Below are 22,690 nucleotides of genomic sequence, written 5' to 3'. Positions count from 1 at the left end.
AGGCTTCTTCTCAGGGACGACCTCTCGCATGAGTGGCGGCCACCAGATGACTATGACGATTCGCTTACGCTTCGCACTCCTGGCGCTTTCCGCGCTCTGCCTTCCTGTGCCGTCCCTCGCGCAACTTCACGTGGCTGCTTCTCAACACAACACAGATATTTTTGGGCACCCACTGCCTGCGCAGCATCGCGTCCCTGTCTTTGGGCAAAGCATCGCGTACTACGACATGGGCAAGTCCACTTCTCCGGACCAGTCTGTGTTGGTACTCGTGCATGGCTATGGCTCTCAGGCCGACGTCGACTTCGGACCGTCGTTGCCGGCGCTTGCGAAGCATCGTCGCGTCATTGCGCTGGACCAGATTGGTTCCGGCCAGAGTGATAAACCACTGATCGCATACCGCGTGCAGACCTATGTTGAGTTCCTTGCAGAGTTCCTGCGCACGATCGGTGTCACGCGCTTCGATCTCTTGGGCGAATCGCTTGGCGGATGGGTCGCCGCCGCGTACGCTGAGCAGGCACTGGTACCTGGCAGCACGCTGCCTCCACCGCGCCGTCTCATCCTTGAAGACGCAGCGGGTTTCGTTGTGCCGCAGACCGCCGGCGTGCCGAGCCCAACCATCCACCTATCGGTCAGTACGGTCGACGAGGTCATCACTGGGCTTCGGGCGGTCTTCTTCAATAAGGACTTGATTACAGCAGAGGTTGCAAAGCGACGCTTCATCACGAAGCTTGCTGCGAACGATGGACTCGTCACCAATGCCTTCATGACGAACCCTGCCGTGTTGAAGGAAGCCGTAGGCGACAAGGCCAGCAGCATCACGCTGCCGACGCTTGTAGTCTGGGGTGCTGAAGATTCCACGGTTCCCGTTGCACAGGTGCATGCGTATGCCGAGGCGATCCCTGGTGCAAAACTTGTCCTCGTGGAGCAAAGCGGCCACGTGCCGTCGTTGGAGCAACCGGGGAAGTTCGTTGAGGCCGTTGAAGGTTTCCTCGGCAGATAGGAAATGCCTCCGCGCTACCCCATACACGACGGGCTTCCTCGTCATGAGTGGGAGTCGGTCAGCCGAGGGTAGCTGCGATGTCCGGACCAAGGGCTTCCTGCGCATTGGGTGCTGGTTCGTCCGGCACTCTCTCGTCGGGCGGGCACTGTGGGCAGTGCTTTTGCAGTCCCTCACGCAGGATGGCGAAGGCCGCCTCGGGAGTATCGGCGAAGCGGAACAGATCCTTGTCCTTCATCGCGATCGCGCCTTTCTCCGCAAGCAGATCCAGGTTGATCACGCCCTTCCAGTAATCGCTGCCGTAGATGACGATCGTCATCTCCTTAGCCATCTTGTGGGTCTGCGCCAGCGTCAGCAGTTCGAACATTTCATCGAGGGTACCGAAGCCGCCGGGGAAGACCACCAGAGCCTTCGCCAGGTAGGCGAACCAGAACTTGCGCATGAAGAAATAGTGGAACTGGAAGTTGAGCGCAGGGGTTATGTACGGATTGGGCCGCTGCTCGAAGGGCAGTGCGATGTTCAGGCCAATGGTCTTACCCCCGGCTTCGAATGCCCCACGGTTTGCCGCCTCCATGATGCCCGGACCGCCACCACTGGTCACGACAAAACGCCTGCGGCGTCCGGGGAGGCCCTTGGTCCAGTCGGTCAGCATGTACGCGAGCTTGCGCGCATCCTCGTAGTAACCCGCCATCTCGATGGCGGTCTCTGCATGCCTGCGCTTCAGATCGCTTGCGTTGATGTCGCCGGGTTGCGCGGGCTGTTCGGCGTCGGGCGCCAGTTCATTGGAGTAAGAGTTTTCCAGCAGCTGCATCCGACCCTGCGCAACATCCAAAGCGGCAAAGCGGGCACTGCCGAAGAAGACAACGGTGTCCTGGATGCGTTCCCGGCGGAAGCGGGCCATTGGCTCCTGGTACTCGGCCATGATGCGCAACATGCGCGCGTCCGGGCTATCCAGGAATTCTTCGTTCTCGTAGGCAAGAGGAGCTTGCTCCAGCGGCGTTTCGGGCATCGGTTTGTTCGTCATCACTCGATGAGATGCGTTGGGGGCGTTGGGCAGTTCAGTGTTGTGTCCAGTGCCTTGGCGAAATAACTTCGGGCTCTGGAGGCCGTGGAATACTTGCCCAATTCCACTCTGGATCTCCTTGGGCTTAGCAAGAACGGGCCTTCCGCGCACAGGCACATTGCGGGAGATCGCCTAGCGCATGCAGGTGAGATCCAGGCGAATGAGTCGCGCACCATCGCCGACACCGAACTGTGCTAACTGTCCCATGAGCTTGCCGGCTTCTCGTTTGCTATCCGATAGCATCACAGCCTCCGAGGCGCGGAAGCCCAGCGGACAGTAGCAGTTCACGACATCGCCTCCACCGTTGCTGCTGCAGACGGCGGGACGTTGCGAGTCACTGAAGCCCGGCCCGTCATAGACCCATGGTGCGGTAAGTTCCGCAGGCAGTGTGATGGCAACGCGGAGTATCCCAACATCCGCTGCGACCTTTTGCTCACGTGCTTCGCCCAGTAGCTCGGTGCCATCCGCAAGGCGAATGCTTGTTGCCATCAGCGAAGTGTTCTTGAAATAGTAGGGGCTATCGCCGTTGGTCATCATCTTGCCAGTGACAGTAACTGTCTGGTCGCGGTGGGCAGCCAGCAGGTCGTACCGGTGGTAGCCGCTCAACGCGATCTCATGGAGCACCTGGCCGCGTGCTGCTTTCCCCGCACCCGCATCCACGATGGCAACGTACCCTTCCTTCGTTCTTACCGTGGCGAATTGCAGCCGTCCTTTCGGCTCGAGCTGTATCGTTCCATGCAGTTGGACGGACTGGCCGTTGTGCAGCGGAGCTGGGGCTTGCGCGACCGCGATACCTGCGAAGACGGCAAGGAAGAATGCGAGGGCCCTCATGCGAAAAGCGTAGCATCGCTCGGTTTCGATAGGGCGAGCGGCATCGCAAAACTCATTAGTGCATGCTGGCTACTTCAGGCGTTCGATGTAGATCGTGTGTTCCCTCGGTGCAAACCAGGTCCGGTAGTGAACGGGTGGCATGTCGGCAACGGGATAACAAGTTCCCGGCCGATTTGAGAGGACATACTCGGGGTGGATTGAAGGCGTGTAGTTCGAGAACCAGAGCACGCATTCGTCCGATACATTGGCGGGCTTGGTCCATGGCTGGTAAGCCCCCGCCGGTGTCCGCATACGTGGCTCATTGACATGACCAGTCTTCTCCAACTGTGTCCAGGCGTCGTATTCAAATCCGGCCTGGAAGGCCGTCCTCGGAACTCCGGCGGAACGCAGTTCATCTGCAGCCATGAGTCGCGCACGCGTCAAGGCGAACAGATCATGCATACCGGCGACTCCATAGGCCGTAAGCGCAACCAGTGGCAGAACCCACGCCACGGAGATCGGCTGATCCCTCCTGCGCTCCATCCAACGCAACAGCAGCAGGATAAGAACAAACAGGACGGGTAGAAAGTAGCGATCAAAGACGGCGGCGCGCGTCATGACCAAGAGCAGGTAGGCCGCTGTGAATGGCCCGAGCAAGAAGAAGAGCGGACCGCGAATCGCGGTACGAACGTGGCGCCAATCCCTCTTCTCGCGACTCCATAGCAGCAGGCAGGTGGCAGCAGTAGAGAATGCAAAGGCCGTGAAAAGCGCCTGCACCCAGCGTGGAAGGACGTCCGGAGCGGGGACATAGAACCACGGCAGATCAAGAATGCCTTTGGCGCTGAGGTAGTCACCGGTCAGCATGGTGAGCCACCGTACCCCGCCATGCCGCGACGAAAGTAAGACGATGACCAGTGCGATGACGCTCAATATCGCCAGCAGTGCGCGCCGCGCGCGGCGATCTCGGATCGGGTACCCCATCGCGAGCGCGAAGAGGAGAGGCGACAGAACAAGGACCATGGTGCAGGCAGCTCGGAATCCAACTTTCACGATGAGCCATAGACCCCTTCGTGAGAACTCCGTTGGAAGCAGCGGCTCGATTGCAACGTAGGGTTGGTGGTTGAACCAGTGCAAGATGGCCGCAATCATGAGGACTGAAAGTGCAAATGCCGCCATGCCGGTAGCGAATACTCCACGTCGTCGGCGTAGGAAGAATGCGGTTGCAGGAACCATGGTTAGGACGCCCAGCCAGGCAATCTGCCTCACGGTCCCGCCTGCCAGGTTTCCGATAGCAGCTGTCATTAGCCACGCGCAAGCTGCGCGATCAGTGCGCGCCTGCATCGCCCGGACGCAGCCGTAGAGGCAGAGGAGCATGCAGAACAACGAAGGAATGTCGGACATAAAGCTTGCTGTCAGCGCTAGGAACAGCGGACATAAGACAAGCGTCAGGGTTGCTGCAACCGATGTCCTGCGACTTAGACCAAGACGCCGAAACAGCGCATGAACCAGCGGTACGGAGAGACAGCCGATGATGACATCAACTGAGCGAACTGTGGTGAAAGAGAACCCGAAGACTCTGATGAAGAGTGCCCCGGCAAATAGCAGCCATCCCAGCGGGAACGCGGCCCAGCCGTTATAGGCAATATGGCCGGTCTCAGCAAAGATTTTGGCACTGTAGATGTAGGACCAGTCGTCGTGCACGCCCATCTCGGCGAACGGTGCAGCCGCCAGCACGCTGAGTAGTACGGGGAGAATGCACAGCCATCCTACGAAGGTATCCCCTCGTGTCAGCGTTGGGGCTTGTGTGATCGACGTCTGGGCCGTCTCCATCGTTAGCTCCGATAGTCGCGGTAGTGGATTAGCTCACTGATTCCGATCCACAGGTCCAGTACGCCCAGTCCGCTGATCAGGCCGCGTACGGGGCCACGCATGAGGAAAGAACGCAGCGCGGGGTATTCCATCAGGAGTGCGTTGCGGTCCCACATGTCCTTCCACCACGGCAGCACGGCGATCAGCAGGCCGAGGTAGAGGCAGAAGATCACCAGCACAAACAACGACAGGCGCTGCAGCCACACCGGTGCGGCTGGTGGCCCCAGCGACTCGGACGGAGGCGCAGCGGCACTTGCGGTCTGCGCCGAGGGGGATGCTGCGAGACGGGTCTGCTGCGGCACGGACATCAGCTCTAACGCTAACAGAGCGGGAGCCGAGGAAGGGCATCTGCGCGGGTGCCGTCTTATGTCCGGGGCTGGATCAGTGGTGGTATCGAAAAAGGACCGCGTAATCACGAGAGCCAGTTCGCGCTTCGCGCGAAACACCCCTTCGCGATGAAGCTGCGAGAGATTGGAGCGCCCGGCTTTGTGCCGAGCTTGAAGCTATCTTGGCGCAAAAAGAAGAACGCAGCGACCTCGTTGGCTCGCTGCGTTCCTTTTTAATCTGCTGGTTTAGGTCTTATTCGCCGCTGCCACCCTGGCGACGTGGGCGACGATTGGCCTGCAGCACCTTCTTGCGCATGCGGAGCGACTTGGGGGTGACTTCCACCTGTTCGTCGTCGGCGATGAACTCAATGCACTGCTCGAGCGTTAGCTGCTTGTAGGGAACGAGGCGAAGTGCTTCGTCTGCGGAGGAAGCACGCATGTTCGTGAGCTTCTTTTCGCGGACGCAGTTTACGTCGAGGTCGTTATCGCGGCTGTTTTCGCCGACGATCATGCCCTCGTAGACGTCAACGCCATCACCCAGAAAGAGCGTACCGCGCTCCTGCAAACCGTTCAGCGCGTAGGTGGTGGTGACGCCGGTACGGTCGCTGATCAGAGCGCCGGTAGGGCGCTGCGGAATCTCACCCTGGTAGGCGATGTAGCCGTCGAAAAGGGTGTTCATCACGATGGTGCCGCGCGTTTCTGTCAGCATCTCCGAACGCAGGCCGATCAGGCCACGCGAAGGCACCTTGAACTCCATGCGAACACGGCCCTGTCCGTGCATCTTGATCATTTCGCCCTTGCGGGGTCCAAGCTTCTGGATGACGGTGCCGGCGAACTCTTCCGGAACGTCGATGGTGACGTACTCGACGGGCTCCATTAGCTGGCCGTCGATGCGCTTGGTGACGATCTCAGGACGGCCGACGGTGAGCTCAAAGCTTTCGCGACGCATCATTTCAATCAGAACGGCAAGCTGCAGTTCGCCGCGGCCCAGCACCTTGAAGGTATCGGGGCTGTCGGTATCCTCAACGCGGATGGAGACGTTCGTCTGCAGTTCCTTGTCGAGACGCTCGCGCAGGTTACGGCTGGTGACGAAGGAACCTTCGCGGCCGGCGAACGGCGAATTGTTTACGGAGAACTGGATGGCGATCGTCGGCTCATCGATGACAATCTTCGGCAGCGGTTGCGGGTTCTCGAGACCGGTGATCGTCTCACCGATGGTCAGACCGGCAACGCCGGCAACGGCGATGATGTCACCAATGGTGGTCTCTTCGATGTCAGTGCGCTTCAATCCATTGAAGCTGAAGAGCTTGGTGATCTTGACGGGCATCAACGAGCCATCAAGCTTGGCGATGTTGACCATGTCGCCGGTCTTGAGGGTACCGCTGAAGACGCGAGCGATGCCGAGACGTCCGAGGTAATCGGAGTAATCCAGGTTCGTCACGAGGATCTGCAGAGCGCCGTCCGCGTCGCCCGTTGCGGGTGCGATGGCCTTGGCGATGGTCTCAAACAGGGGCTGCAGATCGGTACCAGGGACAGCCATGTCCAGAGTCGCCGTGCCGGCCTTGCCGTTGGTGTAGACCACGGGGAAGTCGAGCAGGCTCTCGTCGGCGTCGAGGTCGATGAACAGGTCATAGACCTCATTCAGCACTTCCTGCACACGCGCGTCAGGACGGTCGATTTTGTTGATGACGAGGATCGGGGTCAGGCCGGCGGCGAGCGCCTTGCCCAGCACGAAGCGGGTCTGCGGCAGCGGACCTTCCGATGCATCGACGAGAAGGACGACACCGTCCACCATCTTGAGTGCACGCTCGACCTCGCCGCCGAAGTCGGCGTGGCCCGGTGTGTCAACGATGTTGATCTTGGTGTCGTTGTACAGAACGGCCGTGTTCTTGGCCAGAATCGTAATGCCGCGCTCGCGCTCGAGGTCGTTCGAGTCCATGACGCGGTCGGTCACGGCTTCGTTCGCGCGGAAGGTGCCGCTCTGCCGAAGCATCGCGTCAACCAGGGTGGTCTTGCCGTGATCGACGTGCGCGATGATGGCGATGTTGCGAATCACTGAACTCAAAACTTGGTACCTTCTTGTTTTCGCGGCGATGCGCGAAAGAGTCTTGCAGGCACACGCACGCGCTCGACGAAAGAGCAGGCAGCATGAGCTGACAGAGGGAGGCGCACAGACAAGTCCGCAAGGACTTCGCGCACATCTTATCTAGTCTATCGCATTGAGCGAATCGAGTCGTTACGACGGGGTGAACGCGCCGGTATGGGTATCGCCTTCGCACCCATTCCAAAACCGAACAGGAAAGCAGTCATCGTCCGCTGATCGCCCATCCACAGCTGAGAACGCTTGCTGGACAATAACAATTCTTGTTTACTACGCTTACAGGCTTTTGGGCCAAACCGCTTTCGCAGCGTATCGGCTGCGCTTTCTGCATCACTCGACACCCACTTTTTCAGGAGATTTTCCTATGCTTGGTATTGGCGAACAGTTCCCCGATTTCAGCGTTCTTGCGACCGTTTCCCGCGATAAGAACAACGCTTTTCAGACCATCGACAACAAGACCTACGACGGCAAGTGGCTGCTGGTCTTCTCATGGCCGAAGGATTTCACCTTCGTCTGCCCCACGGAGATCGCAGCGTTCGGCAAGCTGAATACGGAGTTCAAGGATCGCGACTGCCAGATCCTGGGTCTGTCGATCGACAGCGAGTTCGTCCACCTGGCATGGCGCAACAACCATGAGGATCTGCGCGACCTGCCATTCCCCATGCTCGCCGATGTGAAGCGTGACCTGTGTGGTCAGCTCGGCATTCTGGATGAGAAAGAAGGCGTTGCTCAGCGTGCCACCTACCTGGTTGATCCGCAGGGAGTGATCCGCTTTGTCTACGTCACAGACCTGTCGGTGGGTCGCAATCCGCAGGAGGTTCTGCGCGTTCTGGACGCTCTGCAGACCGACGAACTCTGCCCCTGCAACTGGCAGAAGGGCGAAGAAACCCTCGTCACCGCGTAACTCTCCCACGTTCGAACGACCCATGCGCGGGCCACAGACTTGCTCTGTGGCCCGCATTCTTCAGCGCGGCTCATATCTATGGGCCGCGGAAAGGAAACGCTTTATGTCGATGGATATCCTGATTGACTCCCTCCCCGATTATGCGAAGGATCTGCGCCTGAATTACTCCTCGCTGGTTCGCAACAACACGGAACTGACGAAGCAGCAGTTGTGGGGCACGGTTGTGGCTTCGGCCATTGCAACGCGCACCGCCCCGCTGACGGCTGCGGCGGTTGCGGAAGCTGCGAAGCACCTGTCCGGCACCGAACTTGATGCTGCCAAAGCTGCCGCTGCGATCATGGGCATGAACAACATCTACTACCGGTTCCACCACCTGTCGTCGAATGAGAAGTACGCGACGCTGCCCGCAAAGCTGCGGATGAATGTGCTGCGCTCGCATGGCGTGGATCACAATGATTTCGAGCTGTGGTCCCTAGCGGTGTCGGCCATCAATGGCTGCGGCAAGTGCGTGGACAGCCACGAGAATGTCGTCCGTTCGAAGGGCGTTTCGGAAGAGACGATTGCCGCGGTGATCCGCGTGTGCTCGGTGATTCACGCGATTGGACCGGTGCTGGAGGAAATTGCTACGGCGTCTGCTCCGGAACTCGCAACTGTCTAATTTGTAAGTCGAAACAGAGGCGCCGCGACAACACATCGCGGCGCCTCTGTTTGCATGTTGGGAACTGAATTACATGTTCTCGATCAGCTTGCTGGCGAATTCGCTGGTCTTGACCTTGGTTGCGCCCTGCATCTGGCGTTCAAAGTCGTAAGTTACGAACTTCTGCTGGATGGTCTTTTCCATGCTGTTTTCGATCATGCGTGCGGCTTCGGTCCAGCCGAGGAAGTCGAACATCATGACGCCGCTGAGCATGACGCTGCCGGGGTTGATGACGTCGAGGTCGGCGTATTTTGGAGCTGTGCCGTGCGTTGCTTCGAAGCAGGCGAAGCCGTCACCGATGTTAGCGCCCGGCGCGATGCCAAGCCCGCCGACCTGCGCTGCTGCGGCGTCGGAGATGTAGTCACCGTTGAGGTTGGTCGTTGCGAGGACGGAGTAGTCCGACGGGCGGATGATGATCTGTTGGAAGATCGAATCGGCGATGCGGTCCGTGATGAGGATCTTGCTCTTCCACTTGCCGCCGCCGTGCGTCTCGCCGATGGCCTGCAGGGTGTCTTCGACTTCCTTGATGACGCTCTCGCCAAACTCGGGAGGTGCGTACTCGATGCCCGGCTCAATCATCGTGGCGTTATCCCTGGTGGACAGTCCCGGATGCTGTTCCAGATTGCCGAGGATCCAGCTCTCGCGTTCGGTGACGACCTTGTCGCGGAACTCTTCCGTTGCGACTTCATAGCCCCACTCGCGGAAGGCGCCTTCGGTGAACTTCTGGATATTGCCTTTGTGGACGAGCGTTACGGACTTGCGGCCATGGTCTACGGCGTACTGAATGGCCGCGCGGACAAGGCGCTTCGATCCGAAGATGGAGATGGGCTTCACGCCAACGCCCGAGTCTTCGCGGACCTTCTTCTTGGTGCCGGCCAGCATGGTGTTGTTGACGAAGTCGATGAACTTCTTCGCTTCCGGCGTGCCTTCGCGGAACTCGATACCAGCGTAGATATCTTCCGTGTTCTCGCGGAAGAGGACGATGTCCAGCTTCTCCGGATGCTTTACCGGACTGGGCACGCCGGCGTAGTACTTCACCGGGCGCACGCACTGGTACAGATCCATCAACTGGCGCAGGGCTACGTTGAGCGAGCGAATGCCGCCGCCCACCGGTGTGGTCAGCGGTCCCTTGATGGAGACGCGAAAGTCGACGGTAGCCTTCACGGTGTCATCCGGCAGCCAGTTCTGAGTCTTGCGGTAGCTCTTTTCCCCGGCCAGCACTTCCAGCCAGTAGACCTTCTTCTTACCGCCGTACGCCTTCTCGACCGCGGCATCAAACACGCGCTGCGAAGCCTTCCAGATGTCGCGGCCTGTGCCGTCGCCTTCGATGTAGGGAATGATCGGATTATCCGGGACCGTGTAGGTGCCGTTCGCGTACTCGATCGCCTTGCCTTCGGTGGGGACGGCGATGCCGTTATAGCTTGTCTGCATGGGTGCTTAGCTCCATCGGGATTGGGACTTTGTCTGGACGCGCGGAAGCCCTGGGTCCAAAAGACACCGCCACTGTATACCGCCGATGGGAGCGCAGGCGAGAATGTTACCGTTTCGCTCCAATGGAAAAGGGCACCGCGTAACTTCGCGGTGCCCCTCCTCCATTCCGTACGAGTCGTGACCCTTACATGTTTTCGATCACGCGATCGGCGAATGCCGTGGTTCCAACCTGCGTGGAGCCCGGCATGTTCTTTGCGAAATCGACCGTGACGTACTTCTGCGAGATGGTCTTTTCCATCGCCTTTTCAACGAGACCGGCAGCTTCTTTCCAGCCAATCAGCTGCAGCAACATCGCCCCCGAAAGGATCACAGAGCCGGGATTCACGACGTCCTGATCCGCGAGCCGCGGAGCGGTTCCGTGGGTCGCTTCGAAGACGGCATAGCCATCGCCGATATTCGAACCAGGCGCGATGCCAAGACCGCCGACCTGCGCGGCCGCGGCGTCGGAGAGGTAATCGCCGTTGAGATTGGTCGTAGCCAGAACGTCATATTCCTGCGGCTTCATCAGCAGGTCCTGGAACATGGCGTCGCAGATGCGGTCATTGACGAGGATCAACTGCTTCCATGCGCCGTTGCCGTGGGTCTTGCCGATGGCGGCGATCACAGCCTTCACTTCCGCGATGATCTTCTGCTCAAAGGCGGGAGGTGCGAACTTCAGGCCCGGCTCGACGAGTTTTGCAATCGCCTCGGAAGGTGTATTCGGATCCTTGTCGAGTGCGCCGAGGATCCAGCTTTCACGCTCAGTGACGATCTTGTCGCGGAACTCGGTGACGGCGACTTCATAGCCCCACTCGCGGAAGGCACCTTCGGTGAACTTCTGGATGTTGCCTTTGTGGACGATCGACATGACCTTACGGCCGTGATCAACGGCGTACTGGATGGCCGCGCGGACGAGGCGTTTGGACGACCTCTCCGTGATGGGCTTGATGCCGATGCCGCCGTCGGAGCGCAGTTGCTTCTTGGTGCCTGCGAGGAGCTGAGTGTTGACGAACTCCCGCAGCTTGGCCTCTTCGGGCGAGCCTGCCTTGAACTCGATGCCGGCGTAGATGTCTTCCGTGTTCTCGCGGAAGATGACGACGTCCACATCATCCGCATTGGTGACGGGGCTGGGCACGCCGGGATAGTGCTTCACCGGGCGGATGCACTGATACAGGTCCATGGTCTGGCGCAGCGTTACGTTCAGGCTGCGTATGCCGCCGCCGATGGGCGTGGTGAGCGGTCCCTTAATGCTGACGCGGAAGTCGAGGCAGGCCTGAACGGTATCGTCCGGCAGCCAGTTCTGCGTCAGTCCATAAGCTTTTTCACCGGCCAGAATCTCGTACCAGGCCACCTTCTTTGTGCCGCCATAGCTCTTCTGCACGGCTGCGTCCAGCACCTTGCGTGCATTCTTCCAGATGTCGCGGCCGGCGCCGTCGCCCTCAATAAACGGGATGATCGGCACATCAGGAACACCATAGGTGCCGTTTGCGTAGGTGATTGCTCTGCCGTCTGTTGGGACTTCGATGCCGTTGTAGCTTGTCTGCACGATCCGCTGCTCTCCATTGTGAGGGGTTCACAAGCGGAGATTTCTTCCGCATGGTCATCTTCCAGTCTAACGGATTATCGATAACCCCTTCGGCCTGGAGGCTCGCATAGCCTGCGACATTCCGCGATTGATACATTGAGACCACCCATGATGACCTCCTTTGCTGCCATCGCACTTCTGCTCACTTCCACGGCGGCGCTTGCACAGCGCACGGTGGAGGTAACGCTGCCCTCGAAGACGCTGCACGGTCACCTGATCGTGATCTTCAGCAAGGACGACAAGTCTGAACCGCGCATGCAGATGGACGAGCAGTATCAGTCGGCGCAGGGCTTCGGCGTGGACGTGGGACTGGATGGAGCGGCCTCCGCTGCCACTGTGAACATCGATGCGAAGACCTTTGGCTATCCGCTGCGCTCGCTCCCTGAGATTCCGGCAGGAGACTATTTTGTGCAGGGCGTCTTCAATGTCTACGAAGAGTTCCATCTTGGAAACGGCAAGACCGTCTGGCTCCCACCCGATAAGGGCGAGGGCCAGCACTGGAATCGCAAGCCGGGCAATCCGTACAACAAGCCGGTGAAGGTTCACTTCGATCCGAAGTCGAGTGCGCCGATCAAACTGACACTGGACGCCTTTCTGCCGGAGATGAAGGGCACACCGCAGGATCCTGAGGTCATTGCAGCGAACCCTGCAACGTCGAGGTGGCTGAAATACATGCGCTTCAAGAGTGAGAAGCTCAGCAGGTTCTGGGGCCGTGACACGTACCTGGGCGCGTGGGTGCTGCTGCCGGACGGCTTTGACGAGCACCCAAACGCGAAGTATCCGCTGGTGGTTTGGCAGGACCACTTCTCCTACGGCATGAAGCCGACGTTCACTGCCGCACCGCCGACGGGGGATGCCGTTCCGCGGCTTGTTTCGGGCTATCGCTTCTTCCAGGACTGGACGACCGGTCGCCTGCCACGAGTGATCATGCTGTACGTGCAGAACCAGAATCCGTATTACGACGACAGCTACGTCGTGGACTCGGCGAACGTTGGGCCGTATGGATCGGCGGTCAACGAGGAGCTGATTCCTGCGGTCGAGGCGCAGTTTCGCGGCATCGGCGCTGGCTGGGCGCGGGCTACCGCCGGTGGTAGTACAGGCGGATGGGAGGCGCTGGCGACGCAGATCTTCTACCCGGACAACTACAACGGTGCGTACGGCGCGTGTCCGGATCCGGTGGACTTTCACGCGTACCAGAACATCGATCTCTACAACGACACCAACGCCTTCGTGCGGCATGGCGACTTCGGCAGCGTGCCGATTGCAGCCGATCGCAAACCGGACGGGTCGATTCTCGCCAACACTGGCGATGAGTTCGCGTTCGAGCAGGTGCTGGGAACCCACGGCCGCTCGACCGAGCAGTGGATGATCTGGCAGGCGGTGTTCTCGCCGCAGGGTGCGGATGGCTACCCCGCGCCGGTGCTGGACCCGATCACCGGCGTCATCGATAAGAAGGTGGTGCAGTACTGGCAAGACCACTACGACCTGGCCGCGATCCTGCAGCGCGACTGGCCGACGCTGGGACCAAAGCTTGAGGGCAAGCTGCACGTTGCTGTCGGCGATGGCGATACGTACTTCCTGAACAACGCGGTGCACCTGTTGCAGACGCAGCTCGACAGCACACGCAATCCGCACAGCGACGCCACCTTCCAGTACGGTCCGGGCATGCCGCACTGCTACGTGGGCGGCCCGAGCGAGTACACCATGCAGCAGAACAGCGCGAACTGGGCACAACGTCTGCTGCCGATGATGACCGAGCACATGATCAAAACCGCTCCGGCCGGAGCGGATGTGAAGAGCTGGGTGTACTGATTTCCTTGACAGTTGAAAGACGGTCGCGCCTCCGCGCGATAGCCTACCCTTTTGCTTCGCAACGGAATGGGGCATCCGGGTTCCGCAGCGACTCTTCAAGCGTTCGGGCAGAAAGTCGCGTCGTCTCGAACGAGATAGAATCAAAAGCGTATGTCGACTGCAGTTGTTACCAAACCGGCGTTTGAGTTCAAGCCGGGCCACCGGCCCATGCCGCTGCGCCGCCGCATCAAGCTGGCGATGCTTCGCCTGCGCGAGCTGCGCGGGATTGCCTCTGCCGTGCTGTCGACGGGCCACCCTTACATGGCGCAGATCGTACCGATGCGCCGCTGCAACCTGGCCTGTACCTACTGCAACGAGTACGACGACCACAGCGATCCCACGCCGCTGGACGAGATGCTGCGCCGCATCGACGACCTGGGTCGCCTGGGCACGTCGGTCATCACCATCTCGGGTGGCGAGCCGCTGATGCACCCTGATCTCGACGAGATCATCAAGCGCATTCGCAAGACCGGCGCGCTGGCCGGCATGATTACGAACGGCTACTACCTGAATAAGGAACGGATCGAGCGCCTGAACAGGGCCGGTCTGGATCATATGCAGATCTCCATCGACAACGTGATGCCGGATGCCGTGTCGAAGAAGAGCCTGAAAGTGCTGGACCAGCGCCTGCTCTGGCTGGCCGAGTTCGCGGACTTTCACGTGAATATCAACTCTGTCGTGGGCGGCGGTGTGGCCAACCCGCAGGATGCATTTACGGTCTCGACGCGCGCACTGGAACTTGGCTTCTCGTCGACCATCGGCATCATTCACGATGGCAGCGGCCAGTTGAAGCCGCTGGGCGGGGAAGAGCGCACGGTCTGGGAGCGCGTCCGCAAGCTGACGCGCCGCAGCTATTCGCGCTTCAATCACTTCCAGGAAGCCATCGCAAACGGCGAGCCGAACGACTGGCGCTGCCGCGCTGGCGGTCGTTACCTGTATGTCTGCGAGAACGGCCTGGTGCATTACTGTTCGCAGCAGCGTGGCTACCCTGCGACGCCGCTGTCGGAGTACACCACCGCGGACGTGAAGCGTGAGTTCCTGACGGAGAAGGGCTGTGCGCCCAACTGCACTATCTCCTGCGTCCACCAGGTCAGCTACATCGACCACTGGCGCGCGCCGCAGAGCAACTCGGTGACGCCGCCGACGGCGCACAGCGGTCATGGGGAACTGGTTCAGATTCAGTAGCGTCATGGCAGTACCCCCTCCCCCCTGTTTTCGCTAAATATTAGATTCGAAACGAGTTGACGTTCCCGATTTGGCAAAAATTAGATTCCAAAGGGGTTAGAGCTAAATAATAGATAACAGACGACTTACGTCGATTGTGGATAGCAAACGCAAAAGGCGAGGCCCGTGGCCTCGCCTTTTTTCTTCTGTTTCTATTATCTCAAATCCGGAGGTATTTCCGGCCACTTGGATCTTCCTTGTTTTGTGTGACTTGTGAGATTAAGGGCTTGACAGGATTTTCAGAGGCTTCACGGCGAGGCTTCGCCAACCCAGACAAGAATGGGGTATCCAATCTCCGTCTTCTTTATGTTGGCGATGCAGTCCGACGCAGCTTGGCATGTTGCCTCCAAAGTGTGTGGGCCATCCAACACCGCAGGAGACATCGATGAATCGCAACACATTTGCTACCGCAACCCTTGTGACACTTCTCGCAGTAGGCGCATCGTTCGCACAGGAACCCCAGGCTTCGGGCCCCGCTGCTCAGGCCGCGCCGGCCAGCCCTGCAGACAGCAAGGCCGCGCAGAAGGAACTCAGCAAGCAGGCACACGCCAGCCATGAGCAGGAGAAGTCTGAGAAAGCGCAGCAGAAGGCGCTGAAGCAGCAGGACAAAGCAGCAAAGGCTGCGGCAAAAGCACAGGCGAAATCGAACTGAAGTCTGTTGCAGCTCCAAGGCGGGATGACTGTTTCCATCCTGTTTGCTGCCCCGAAAGCTCAATCACAGGCGCCGCTCAGTCCCCGGTTGTTTGCGTTACCGGAGGTGCTGCCGGCGCCGCTTTCATCTGCGCGAGCGCGTTCTGGACCTTCGCCCAGTCCTTCGGGTTTTTGCTCAAGGAGTTCTTCGCCGCCTGGTCCGCGCCGAAGTACAGCAGCAGATCCTTGCGGAGCAGGGCATCTGCCGGGATCGAGGGCAACACGGCTACCTTCTCCAGCAGTTCCGCGTAGGTCTTGTCGGCAAGTCCGTACTCGCCCGGTGCTGTGGTCTTGCCGGTGTCAAGGTCGATTGAGGTGAGGGTCAGCGGTACATCGCCCAATGGCTGCGCGATGGCAGCGCCGGCCTGCGCTGGATCGACGCCAGCCTGCGCGGCGGTTGCCGCTGCCTGCACTGCGGGTGTCGCGGGATGTTGGGCGGCATCGCCGCTGTCCGCCTTTGCGGACTGCACGGGCTCGGCGGGTGCGGGGTCGGCAGCGGCTACAGCGACGCTTGTCGCCACGATCGCGCCTCCCTCCTTCGCTTCGCCCCTGGCGTTCGCAGCGGTTTCGGTCGCCTTATCCGCGGTTGCTGTGCCGGCATCGGGAGACTTGCCATTGCTCTGTGCCACGACCGGGACCGGAACGGCGGTGATGACGCTGCGCATCTTGTCCAGACGAGCATCCAGCCGGTCGACCGTCTCATTCACGCTCTTGATGTAGAGCGTCTGCTGATCGGCATCGGGCAGCTTGAGCTTCAATGCCTTGAGCGGTCCGACCTTCGGCAGAATCGTGATCAGAATGGCCATCAGGTGCGATCCGAAGCCCGGCTTGTTGTATTTCTTGCCCCAGCTCTTTTCGTACTCTGTGCGGCTCATACGGTACTGGAATTTGCTGCGGTCGAAGCCCGGGTTCGCGTGCTCAATGTTGTCGTGATAGGTCAGCAGGGCGACCCGTGTGATCTTCGGGATGAGCGAGTGTACGGCCCAGCGAGCAGCGCCGATGGATGCGTCCTCATCGTGGATAACGTCTGTAAGTTTCAGACCGTAGGTCTCTTCAAAGGCCCGTTCCAGCAACGGTTTTGCAACCTCGAAACCGATGAAGTTGCGGTAGTCGATCTGCGCGTATTTGCCGCGCGAGACGCCGACGACGTCGAAGCCGAACTCGGTGCGCAGGTGGTGGCTTGGGCTTTCCTCATAGGTGACGATAGGCCCATAGCGGTGTTCCAGCTTTGGAAACTCCTGCGCGGTGACCTGGTTGACGTAGGGATGGCCGGTTTCGTCGCTGGTGTAGTGCGCCAGGGCACCCATGGCGAAGGCGAACTCGTCCGGCGTGGTGGCGTCGTTCAGCAGGGCCTGCACAAAGTCGCCGCTACGGACGTAGTGCGTCAGATCGCTGAAAAAGGCGCTGCCCTTCGGATAGTAGCCAAGGTCCTGGAGAATGCAGCCGCCGTAGGCAAACGCGTGCGCTTCCCGGATCTGGTCGTCCGTCAGCGAGGGATATCGCGCACGCAGCAGCGGCACCATGTGCTGCAGCCACGCCATGTCCACGACTTCCTCATGCGTCATGACGGAGTAGGCGTGCGCTGGCTGTGGCAGCGCCATGCAGGCCAGGAGGGCGGCGGCGGTGAGGGCGCGTTTGATCTGTGGAAAGCGTTCTGGAGGCATATGTTGTCTGGCGAGCATACGATGCGGTGACGTGCTCTGGCGTTGGACAGCGAGGCTGTTGGATTACCTCCGAGCGTGCCGCCCCATCCTATGGGGGCATGAGGTGAACCATGAAGTCCCCCCTTTCCGCTCCTCTATTCTTTGCCGCGGTCCTTATGACAGGCACGGCAATCGCGCAGAGTACTGCGTCTCCCAGTGCACCTGCAGCACCCGTGGCCCCGCCGCCGGTAGCACCGGTCGCGCCCGGATCGCCGGAGACGCCGGTTGCTCCCGGCACCCTGCCGGAACGGCCGGCGCCCGCGCCGCTCGCTCCTTCGCCCGCGCAGGCTGCGCCGACGTCAGGCCAGACCGCAGCACCAAACTCCGTGCCAAGCGGCGAAGCAGCCAAGGCACAGCAGACCGGTCAGAGCGCGCACGGCGGAGCGACGACGGAGGGTACCTCCAGCGAGGCGCCCGGAACGCCTGCAAACTCATCGAGTGCCGGTACAAAAGGCAAGACCCGCAACTCGAAGAACAAAGCGGCGCATTCCACGACGACTGTGAATGGTACGAGCACGCCTAATGGAGCTGGCGGCCAAAAGCCATAAAACTCGTCGATACGAGTGGATTGCAGGACCATTGCTTCTGAAGGACGAAGGGCGCGGAGAGTGATCTCCGCGCCCTTCATTCGTTGCAAAAGCGTCGGTTTTATTTGTGTGCTGCGGTCGCAGTCTTTGTCAGCGCGGGCGCGCCGCCGGCCTGCTTCAACGCACCTTCCAGGATGGAGAAGATACGGTTGACGTCGTTCGATCCCGACTCGCTGCCGGAGACGATCTGCCACTTGTTGTTGGTCACCACGATGATGGTTGGCGTGCGGGTGACGTTGAGGCGTTCGCCCAAGTGGTAGTCGGCCATGACCTTACGCAGCTCTTCGCCGGAGGGGTCTGCGACGAAGGGCATGTTCTGGCCGTGCTGCTGCATCCAGCGGCGGGTGTAGCCGTTCCAGTCGTCCTTGCTGTTGATGGCGGGCTGCTGCTGGAAGACATCGGTACGGTACTGGTCGGCGATGCCGGGGTTCACCTTGTCCTGCAGGTAACGCGCGAAGACTGCAGCGTCCTTGCTCCAGATGTGCATCTGCAGCGGGAAGTCATAACGGACGATGGGCACGTGATACTGGGCGGCGGCCTTCTGCACGATGGGGTGCGCAGCGCGGCAGGCGGGGCATTCCAGGTCGACAAACTCCACGATGGCGACCTTCTGTCCGGCTGGCGGCTTCAGCATGGAGGTGTCGCGGAAGGTGGCGGGATCGGGTGTGCCGGCAAACTGCGCATGGGCACTCGTTCCAAGGACAAGGCCCGCAGCCAGCAGAGTTGCGGCCATCATCGTCCGGCCAAAGAGAGTGTGCTTCGCCATCGGTGTCGTTGCTCCCGGCGTTTGGGTCTCAAGGGCCCGGAAGACGCCTGTTTCATTCTAGACGCAGGCCGCGCTGGGAGGTCACCCGGTCGCACCGTGGGAAGGGATCCCTTCGTGACCGTGAGGGCGGTGATGAGCAAAATCATTTGCGGCAAACTTTCCGCAACCGCAGAGGCGCTGCGAGAATCGAATCAACTGATTAGCTTCATGAGAACGAAGATCCAATTCATCCCGGGTGTTGCTGCGCTCCTCTTATCGCCTGCTTTTGCAGGCGCCCAGGTCACGCCGCCTGCACAGCCTGTTGCGCCGCCGCCCACACCGGCCATCACGACTGCTCGCACTGCAAGCAAGCAGCCACCGATCGGTGATGCCATGAATCTGCCGGAGGCGCCCGCGCCGCAGACGGCGTCCGCTGCGGTCATCGATCAGTTGAAGTCCGCCGCGCCGCGTGACCTGGGACACGGTGTGCAGACGCCGACCGCAACGGCACAGCCGCTGTTGCTGTCGCTGGACGACGCGGTTCGCCTCGGGCTGGAACACAACCTCACGATCTCGGTTGATCTCCAGAACCAGCGCCAGATTACCGGCCTGCAGTTGACCGCGTTCAATGCGCTGATTCCGTCGCTCACAGCCAGTGCCCAGAGCAGTACCCAGGAGCTGAACCTGGCTGCCATGGGGTTCAAGCCATCGTCGCTGGTTGGCCTGCTGCCTGCAGGCGTGACGTTCAGCACGATCGTCAAAGTCAGCACGACTTCTGCAAGACTGAGCCTTAGCCAGCAGCTGTTCAACCTGCCGGCGTTTGAGGTTTATCGCGCCGCGAAGGCTCAGGCCGATGTTGCGAAGTGGAACATCCTGCTTGACCGTGGCGATATCGTGCAGCAGGTTGCGAGTCAGTATCTTCGAGTGCTGGCGGATACCGCCTCAATCACGAATGCGCAGTCGCAGGTTGCCAGCGATACCGAGCTGGAGCGTCAGTCCCAGGCTCGCAAGGATGCTGGTACCGGCACCAACCTGGACCTGTTGCGTGCCCGCGTGGAACGGCAGACGCGCGAGCAGGAGCTGATTGCAGATGTTGCGACCTTCGAGAAAGACAAGATCCAGCTCAATCGTCTGATGGGCATCGCGGCAGACCAGCCGCTGCAGTTGACTGATGCCGTGCCGTACCACGAGCTGGAAGCTCTGCCGCTGGATGTTGCGAAGCAGGTTGCCTTCAAGCGTCGCAAGGACCTGTTGAGTCTGCAGGCTCAGCTTCGTTCGACGGAGCTGCAGCGTCGCGCGATTGCGTATGAACGCCTGCCCGTCGTAAAGGTGAATGGCTTCTACGGGGTATTGGGCCAGACAACGGGTCTGTATCACGGCGTCTTCAGTGCGCAGGGCGGTATCGATTTCCCCATCTTCCAGGAAGCCCGTATCCGCGGCGATCGCGAAGTAGCGGATTCGCAGCTCTCGAAGCTGCGGAACCAGCTCAGCGGCCTGCGCGGCGACATTGAGCAGCAGATCCAGTCGGCCATGCTGGACATGAACACTTCGAACGAGCTCGTTCGCGATGCCACCAGTAACGTGAACCTTGCCGCGGAAGCGCTGGATGAGACTCGCGACCGGTACCGCGCGGGCATTGATGACAATCTGCCTGTCGTTCGCGCACAGGCCACCCTGGCCAACGCGCAGGCACAGCTTGTGTCCGCCCTCTTCCAGTTCAACAATGCCAAGCTGCAGCTGGCACGCAACACCGGTGTGGTTGAGTCGCAGTTTGATACGTATCTTGGCGACTAATTCTGTTCTGCTTCGTCTTCAAGGGGTAGGTCACACGTGGCTCATCGCCCTGTGTCACCATAGATGGACGGATGCCCAACGCCGCACAATCCAGCGACAGTTCCCCACGAAGACCCAGGCGTCCGCTCGACTCTGACGGCAAGGAAGGCGCGGCATTTTCTTCGCGCAACTTCCGCCGCTACCAGATGGCGCGGTTGCTGGTCATCGTTGGTGCAGAGGCGCAGTCTGTCGCGGTTGCTTGGCAGATTTACCAGATCACGCACTCGGCGCTCTTCCTCGGCTATACCGGCCTCGCACTCTTCCTTCCCGGCATCTTCTTCGTGCTGCCAGCAGGTCATGCGGCGGATCGCTACGACCGCAAGACCATCATCGTGTCCTGCTATGTTCTGCAGGCATTCTGCACCGCGCTGCTGCTCTATCTTTCGCTGGTGGGAACGCGGCGTGTGCTGTGGATCTACGCGATCCTCTTCTGTATTGGTGCGGGCCGGGCATTCTCAGGCCCTGCCAGTTCTGCGATCCAGCCGCAACTGGTTCCCAAGGGCGCGTTCGTCAACGCCATGACCTGGGGCTCGGCAATCTTTCAGGTGGCGAATATCACGGGGCCGGCCATTGGCGGGTTGCTTTTCGCCATTCAGTTCCATGGCCGCATGGAACGCTGGACCGGCTCGCCCATCGTATACGCGCTCACGCTGATCACGATGGCGGTCTTCTCGATCCTGGTGAGCACGCTGCGTCCCCGGAAGGAGACGACGGAAAAGAAGGGCTTCAGCTTCCAGACCATGATGGATGGGGCTCGCTACGTCGGCAGGGCGAAGCTGCTGCTGGGATCCATCTCACTGGATATGTTTGCCGTGCTGCTGGGTGGTGCGGTTTCGTTGATGCCCATCTTTGCGCAGGACATCCTGCACGCCGGGCCGCGCGGTCTTGGCATTCTGCGTGGAGCGCCGGCCATCGGTGCTCTGTGCACTTCCATCACGCTGGCGCGGCGACCCATCAGGCATCATGCCGGCAAGCTGATGCTCGTTGCTGTCGGCATCTTTGGCGTGGCGACCATCGTCTTCGGCCTGTCGAAGTCACTGCCGCTCTCGCTGGTGGCGCTGTTCTTCATTGGGGCCAGCGATAACATCTCCGTCATCATCCGGCAGACGATTCTCCAACTGGGCACACCGCCGGAAATGCGTGGCCGTGTCTCTGCCATCAACTGGCTCTTCCTCGGCGCATCCAACGAGTTCGGCGAGTTTGAGAGCGGATTGACGGCTCGCTGGCTTGGAGCGGTACGCGCGGTGGTCTTCGGTGGTATCGGTTCACTCGTGGTCACGGGGCTTTGGAGCGTGTTCTTCCCGCGTCTGCGCAAGGTGGACTCGCTCGATGCCGAGGCACTGCTGGCTGCCAACACGGCCTATGCCTCGAGCGAACCCATCGACTAACAGTTATCCTGCTTGACGAGGATTCACGCATGCTCAATGATCAGCACTCCAGCGACGTTCCAGAGACCAAAGGCAACGGCGTTCGCAACCTGCTCTTCGCCTTTACGGTTCTTGCGCTCATCGCAGTTGCGGTGCGCATCTACCTCATCCACCGTGAGCGCGTGGAAGCGGATAAGCCCGCTGCGGCCGCAGCCGCGCCAAGTTATACCGACGACCAGATGATCATGCCGCGTCACCTTCACCAGACCGACGTGAAGGATGCGAAAGAGCTGAATGGCAAACGCATGTGGGTGTACGCTGCGGGTCAGCTCAACGCCTATCCGGCAACACCGACGCATATGGATTACGCGCATCCCGGCCCGCTACTGCTGGGCGCGGAACCCATCGATGTGGTGAATTTCATCGAGGGCAAGGCGCCTGCAAGTGCGTTTAGCCGTGTGCCCAAGGGTGACGGACAGGTGTTCCTGCTCTTCCATCGGCCGAGCGATCCCGGCAAGCTGTGGGGCACGCCGGTCGGCTTCAAGGATGGCAAGTTCTACACCTTTTATCTGGACGAGTGCTTCTTTTACGACGATCCGCACACGCTGTACAAGCACTGGGGCGAAGCGCGCTGGAAGGCGATCGACGAGCATCGGGCGGAGAAGGGCATGAGCGAGATGCAGGCGCAGCTTGCGTTGGGTCAGGTGAGCAAACCGGGGCCGGGCGCGCCGGGGAATCGTACCGTTGTGTATGACAACGATGGCAAGCCGGTAACCATGACCTTCGTGAAGGACAAGGCCGTCACCGTCGAATAAGGCTACCGCGCCGGGTGCCCCTTCCGTCTCGGGCGCCCCATTCTTTGCCCAGC

At 60.4% G+C, this 22,690-nt stretch carries 19 protein-coding genes; 10 read left to right on the top strand and 9 right to left on the bottom strand.

Features of this window, described 5'->3' with window-relative positions; genetic code table 11:
- Positions 1-52 precede the first annotated feature (52 nt).
- Positions 53-1,000, top strand: a complete 948-nt coding sequence (locus BLW03_RS08605) for an alpha/beta fold hydrolase (RefSeq protein WP_170834992.1) — start codon at positions 53-55, stop codon at positions 998-1,000.
- Between the two features lie 58 nt (positions 1,001-1,058).
- Here BLW03_RS08605 and BLW03_RS08600 read toward each other — a convergent pair whose 3' ends face one another.
- The 5 genes from BLW03_RS08600 to typA all read right to left on the bottom strand — a co-directional run bounded on the left by BLW03_RS08600 (position 1,059) and on the right by typA (position 7,130).
- Positions 1,059-2,021 (bottom strand): LOG family protein, encoded by a 963-nt coding sequence (locus BLW03_RS08600; RefSeq protein ID WP_139285147.1) that lies wholly within the window; start codon positions 2,019-2,021, stop codon positions 1,059-1,061.
- 171 nt (positions 2,022-2,192) lie between these two features.
- Positions 2,193-2,891, bottom strand: coding sequence for a hypothetical protein (locus tag BLW03_RS08595; protein ID WP_074653388.1), 699 nt, complete (start codon positions 2,889-2,891; stop codon positions 2,193-2,195).
- 69 nt (positions 2,892-2,960) lie between these two features.
- Positions 2,961-4,700, bottom strand: coding sequence for an ArnT family glycosyltransferase (locus BLW03_RS08590; RefSeq protein ID WP_074653386.1), 1,740 nt, complete (start codon positions 4,698-4,700; stop codon positions 2,961-2,963).
- A 2-nt stretch (positions 4,701-4,702) separates the two neighbouring features.
- A complete protein-coding gene (locus BLW03_RS08585) occupies positions 4,703-5,047 on the bottom strand; it encodes a hypothetical protein (RefSeq protein WP_074653385.1) in 345 nt (114 codons plus the stop codon).
- 271 nt (positions 5,048-5,318) lie between these two features.
- Positions 5,319-7,130 carry a translational GTPase TypA gene (typA, locus tag BLW03_RS08575; protein ID WP_074653381.1) on the bottom strand — a complete coding sequence of 604 codons (1,812 nt, stop codon included), beginning with the start codon at positions 7,128-7,130 and terminating at the stop codon, positions 5,319-5,321.
- Positions 7,131-7,530: 400 nt separating this feature from the next.
- On the opposite strand from typA, the gene BLW03_RS08570 reads away from it, so the two are divergent.
- Together BLW03_RS08570 and BLW03_RS08565 are read left to right on the top strand one after the other, a co-directional pair.
- Positions 7,531-8,070 carry a peroxiredoxin gene (locus tag BLW03_RS08570; protein ID WP_074653379.1) on the top strand — a complete coding sequence of 180 codons (540 nt, stop codon included), beginning with the start codon at positions 7,531-7,533 and terminating at the stop codon, positions 8,068-8,070.
- A 109-nt stretch (positions 8,071-8,179) separates the two neighbouring features.
- Positions 8,180-8,728 (top strand): alkylhydroperoxidase, AhpD family, encoded by a 549-nt coding sequence (locus BLW03_RS08565; RefSeq protein WP_244502016.1) that lies wholly within the window; start codon positions 8,180-8,182, stop codon positions 8,726-8,728.
- Between the two features lie 69 nt (positions 8,729-8,797).
- Here the strand turns inward: BLW03_RS08565 and BLW03_RS08560 are convergent, their stop codons facing one another.
- Together BLW03_RS08560 and BLW03_RS08555 are read right to left on the bottom strand one after the other, a co-directional pair.
- Positions 8,798-10,198 carry an NADP-dependent isocitrate dehydrogenase gene (locus tag BLW03_RS08560; RefSeq protein WP_074653376.1) on the bottom strand — a complete coding sequence of 467 codons (1,401 nt, stop codon included), beginning with the start codon at positions 10,196-10,198 and terminating at the stop codon, positions 8,798-8,800.
- Positions 10,199-10,382: 184 nt separating this feature from the next.
- Positions 10,383-11,783, bottom strand: a complete 1,401-nt coding sequence (locus tag BLW03_RS08555) for an NADP-dependent isocitrate dehydrogenase (RefSeq protein ID WP_074653374.1) — start codon at positions 11,781-11,783, stop codon at positions 10,383-10,385.
- A gap of 147 nt (positions 11,784-11,930) precedes the next feature.
- Here BLW03_RS08555 and BLW03_RS08550 point away from each other — a divergent pair, with 147 nt between their 5' ends.
- From BLW03_RS08550 to BLW03_RS08540, 3 genes are all read left to right on the top strand, one after another.
- Positions 11,931-13,634, top strand: a complete 1,704-nt coding sequence (locus BLW03_RS08550) for an alpha/beta hydrolase-fold protein (RefSeq protein WP_074653373.1) — start codon at positions 11,931-11,933, stop codon at positions 13,632-13,634.
- A 150-nt stretch (positions 13,635-13,784) separates the two neighbouring features.
- On the top strand, positions 13,785-14,858 hold the full coding sequence (locus tag BLW03_RS08545) for a radical SAM protein (protein ID WP_074653371.1): 1,074 nt from the start codon (positions 13,785-13,787) through the stop codon (positions 14,856-14,858).
- Positions 14,859-15,282: 424 nt separating this feature from the next.
- Positions 15,283-15,549: a hypothetical protein gene (locus BLW03_RS08540; RefSeq protein ID WP_074653370.1), complete on the top strand. Its 267-nt coding sequence runs from the start codon at positions 15,283-15,285 to the stop codon at positions 15,547-15,549.
- Positions 15,550-15,625: 76 nt separating this feature from the next.
- Here BLW03_RS08540 and BLW03_RS08535 read toward each other — a convergent pair whose 3' ends face one another.
- Positions 15,626-17,251: a zinc dependent phospholipase C family protein gene (locus BLW03_RS08535; protein WP_074653368.1), complete on the bottom strand. Its 1,626-nt coding sequence runs from the start codon at positions 17,249-17,251 to the stop codon at positions 15,626-15,628.
- Between the two features lie 110 nt (positions 17,252-17,361).
- Here BLW03_RS08535 and BLW03_RS20600 point away from each other — a divergent pair, with 110 nt between their 5' ends.
- Positions 17,362-17,838, top strand: coding sequence for a hypothetical protein (locus BLW03_RS20600; RefSeq protein ID WP_170834991.1), 477 nt, complete (start codon positions 17,362-17,364; stop codon positions 17,836-17,838).
- A 100-nt stretch (positions 17,839-17,938) separates the two neighbouring features.
- Here BLW03_RS20600 and BLW03_RS08520 read toward each other — a convergent pair whose 3' ends face one another.
- Positions 17,939-18,643, bottom strand: coding sequence for a DsbA family protein (locus tag BLW03_RS08520; protein WP_074653364.1), 705 nt, complete (start codon positions 18,641-18,643; stop codon positions 17,939-17,941).
- A 207-nt stretch (positions 18,644-18,850) separates the two neighbouring features.
- Between BLW03_RS08520 and BLW03_RS08515 the strand changes: the two genes are divergently transcribed.
- The 3 genes from BLW03_RS08515 (at position 18,851) to BLW03_RS08505 (ending at position 22,637) form a co-directional block, all read left to right on the top strand.
- Positions 18,851-20,416 (top strand): TolC family protein, encoded by a 1,566-nt coding sequence (locus tag BLW03_RS08515; protein ID WP_074655876.1) that lies wholly within the window; start codon positions 18,851-18,853, stop codon positions 20,414-20,416.
- A gap of 71 nt (positions 20,417-20,487) precedes the next feature.
- Positions 20,488-21,843, top strand: a complete 1,356-nt coding sequence (locus tag BLW03_RS08510; RefSeq protein ID WP_074653363.1) for an MFS transporter — start codon at positions 20,488-20,490, stop codon at positions 21,841-21,843.
- 29 nt (positions 21,844-21,872) lie between these two features.
- Positions 21,873-22,637 (top strand): hypothetical protein, encoded by a 765-nt coding sequence (locus BLW03_RS08505; protein WP_074653362.1) that lies wholly within the window; start codon positions 21,873-21,875, stop codon positions 22,635-22,637.
- The last annotated feature ends 53 nt before the right edge of the window (positions 22,638-22,690 follow it).

Origin of the sequence: Terriglobus roseus (assembly GCF_900105625.1) — a bacterium.
Classification (GTDB): Bacteria; Acidobacteriota; Terriglobia; order Terriglobales; family Acidobacteriaceae; genus Terriglobus; species Terriglobus roseus_B.
Note: the sequence above shows the minus strand (reverse complement) of the source record. Positions and strands in the feature narration are given on the sequence as shown.